We start from the raw sequence: 2,286 nt of genomic DNA on the forward strand, positions 1-2,286 counted from the left end.
GGGCAGGAGTCAGGCCGGCGCGTGCGGGAAAGGACGTGGCGCCGGCAGCGCGCGGCCGGAACACGGCCGGCTCGACCACAGAAGGCTCGCCCACGGGTACCGGCGAGTGCACGGCGGGAGTCGGAGCGAGCGGCGGAGCAAGCGGCGGAGCAACCGGCGGCGCAACCGGGGCGGATGCCGCCGGCTTGACCACGGTCACGGCGGCGGTCGCCGTCGTCGGCTTGAGTCCCCACAGGAACGCGGGCGCCGGAGTTTCAGGATCCGATGTCGTACCGGCACCAGAGGCGTCGCCGGAACGGGAAACCCGGCCGGGGGCATCCGCTGGGGCACCCTTCGCCCGGCGCGGGCGACGCATCACGAAGTCGTCCGGCAGGGTCGGCTTGGTGCCGTCGCCGAGCTGGGAGGCGAGCCAGTCGATTCCTTCTTCGCCGCTCCCCGACTGGTCTGGCATTAGTTCAGCCCCAGGTCCTCAAGGCCGATGGCGGCGAAGTAGGGGTAGCCGGCCGCTTCGATGACTTCGCGGGCGCCGGTGTTGCGGTCGACGACGACCGCGACGCCGGCGATGATCGCGCCGACCTTGAGCAGGGCTTCGACGGCCGCGAGCGGGGATCCGCCGGTGGTCGAGGTGTCCTCGAGCACGATCACGCGCTTGCCGGCGAGGTCGGGGCCCTCGACCTGGCGGCCGCGGCCGTGGTCCTTGGGCTCCTTGCGCACGACGAACGCGTCGTAGGAGAGGCCACGGGCGACACCCTGGTGCAGGATCGCCGCGGCTACGGGGTCTGCGCCCATCGTCATGCCGCCGACGGCGGTGACGTCGGGCACACCGGCGATGAGGTCGATCATGACCTGGCCGATCAGCGGGGCGACCCGGTGGTCGAGGCTCACCTTGCGGAGGTCGACGTAGTACGTCGCCTTCTTCCCGCTCGTGAGGGTGAAGTCACCGTGGAACACGGCCTCAGCCGAGATGTAGTCAATGAGCTGCTGCCGAATGTCCGTCACGGATCAACTGTATGCCATTCGGGATTGGCGACGCCTGCCCCGGCCCGGGGGACGGGGAGGCGTCACGCAGGGGTCAGAAGCCGCGAACGAAGGTGCGCTGTTCGGGCATGTGACGGTAGCCGTCATTCTGCACATCGACAACAACGCCAACGATGGACGCGACAACGATCAGGGAGAGCACGGCAATGAGAACGAACACGAGGGGGCCTTTCAACCAGGGGTGGATGTCGGTGATACGGAGGCACTGCTGCACGTGTTCGACGTATTTATTTGACCACCTCTAACCATGCAGCACAATCGCATTGTCCTGTACTCATTGTGTAGCGTAGCTACATGGACATTCAGCGGCTCGAACTGCTCAGGGAACTGGCCGAACGCGGCTCGATCACCGAGGTCGCGCGGGCGACGCATCGCACGGCATCCGCCGTCTCCCAGCAACTCAAAGTGCTCGAGCGCGAGGCCGGGGTGCGCCTCACCGAGCGCCGCGGGAGGGGCATCGTTCTGACGGATGCCGGGCGCGCGCTCGCCCGCAGCGCCACCGATGTGTCGGTCGCGATCGCCCGCGCCACCGCCGTCTGGCACGAGTTCCGGAACGACGCCTCCGGAGGGGTCAGCGTGGTCACCTTCCCGACCGCCGGCGAGATGCTCCTGCCCGGGGCCATGCTGCAACTCGCCGACCGGCCCGGCCTCGTGGTCACGTGCACCGACCTCGACCCGGAGCTCCGGGACTTCCCTGCGCTCACGGCCGACTACGACATCGTGCTCGCGTACAGCCTGAGCGGCCAGCGGTCCTGGGGCGGGCGCGGCCTGACGGTCGTTCCGCTCATGACGGAGCCGATCGACGTCGGGCTGCCCGCCGATCACCGGCTCGCCGGCCGCTCCTGGCTCGCCCCGGCGGACGTGATCGACGAGACCTGGATCGGGGTGCCGGACGGGTATCCCTTCGAGCGGATCCTGGACGAGATCGAGGAGCGCACCCCCGGCCACGTCACTGTCGCCCAGCGATTCGCCGACATGAGGCTCATCGAGGCGTTCGTGACGGCAGGCCTCGGGATCGCCCTCGTGCCGCGCTACACGTGGGGAGGCGGCCAACCGGGGCGGGTGACGCTCAAGCCGTTGCGCGGGGTGGACGCCGAGCGGCAGATCGTTGCGCTGATGCGCCCGGACCGCGCCGAGCGCCTCGCCGTACGCACGGTCGTCGACGTGCTCCGCACCCAGGCCGCCAGCGTCCAGCAGGCCCACGCCCCCGCATCAGCCCCCACTCCCTCTCCCTGAGAAGCCGCGCCC

At 69.8% G+C, this 2,286-nt stretch carries 3 protein-coding genes and 1 pseudogene; 2 read left to right on the forward strand and 2 right to left on the reverse strand.

Annotation, left to right across the window (positions count from 1 at the left end):
• A pseudogene (locus QN357_RS18665) lies at positions 1-451 on the reverse strand (hypothetical protein); the annotation flags it as partial.
• Positions 451-999 carry an orotate phosphoribosyltransferase gene (gene pyrE / locus QN357_RS18670; protein WP_134446203.1) on the reverse strand — a complete coding sequence of 183 codons (549 nt, stop codon included), beginning with the start codon at positions 997-999 and terminating at the stop codon, positions 451-453. The pseudogene QN357_RS18665 and the gene pyrE, both read right to left, overlap by 1 nt.
• On the opposite strand from pyrE, the gene QN357_RS18675 reads away from it, so the two are divergent.
• Both QN357_RS18675 and QN357_RS18680 read left to right on the forward strand, forming a co-directional pair.
• Positions 989-1,273, forward strand: a complete 285-nt coding sequence (locus QN357_RS18675) for a hypothetical protein (protein ID WP_134561949.1) — start codon at positions 989-991, stop codon at positions 1,271-1,273. The genes pyrE and QN357_RS18675 overlap by 11 nt on opposite strands.
• A 59-nt stretch (positions 1,274-1,332) precedes the next feature.
• Complete coding sequence (locus tag QN357_RS18680) at positions 1,333-2,274, forward strand: LysR family transcriptional regulator (protein WP_134560357.1); 942 nt, start codon at positions 1,333-1,335, stop codon at positions 2,272-2,274.
• The last annotated feature ends 12 nt before the right edge of the window (positions 2,275-2,286 follow it).

Origin of the sequence: Cryobacterium sp. RTC2.1 (assembly GCF_035018685.1) — a bacterium.
GTDB classification, from domain to species: Bacteria; Actinomycetota; Actinomycetes; order Actinomycetales; family Microbacteriaceae; genus Cryobacterium; species Cryobacterium glucosi.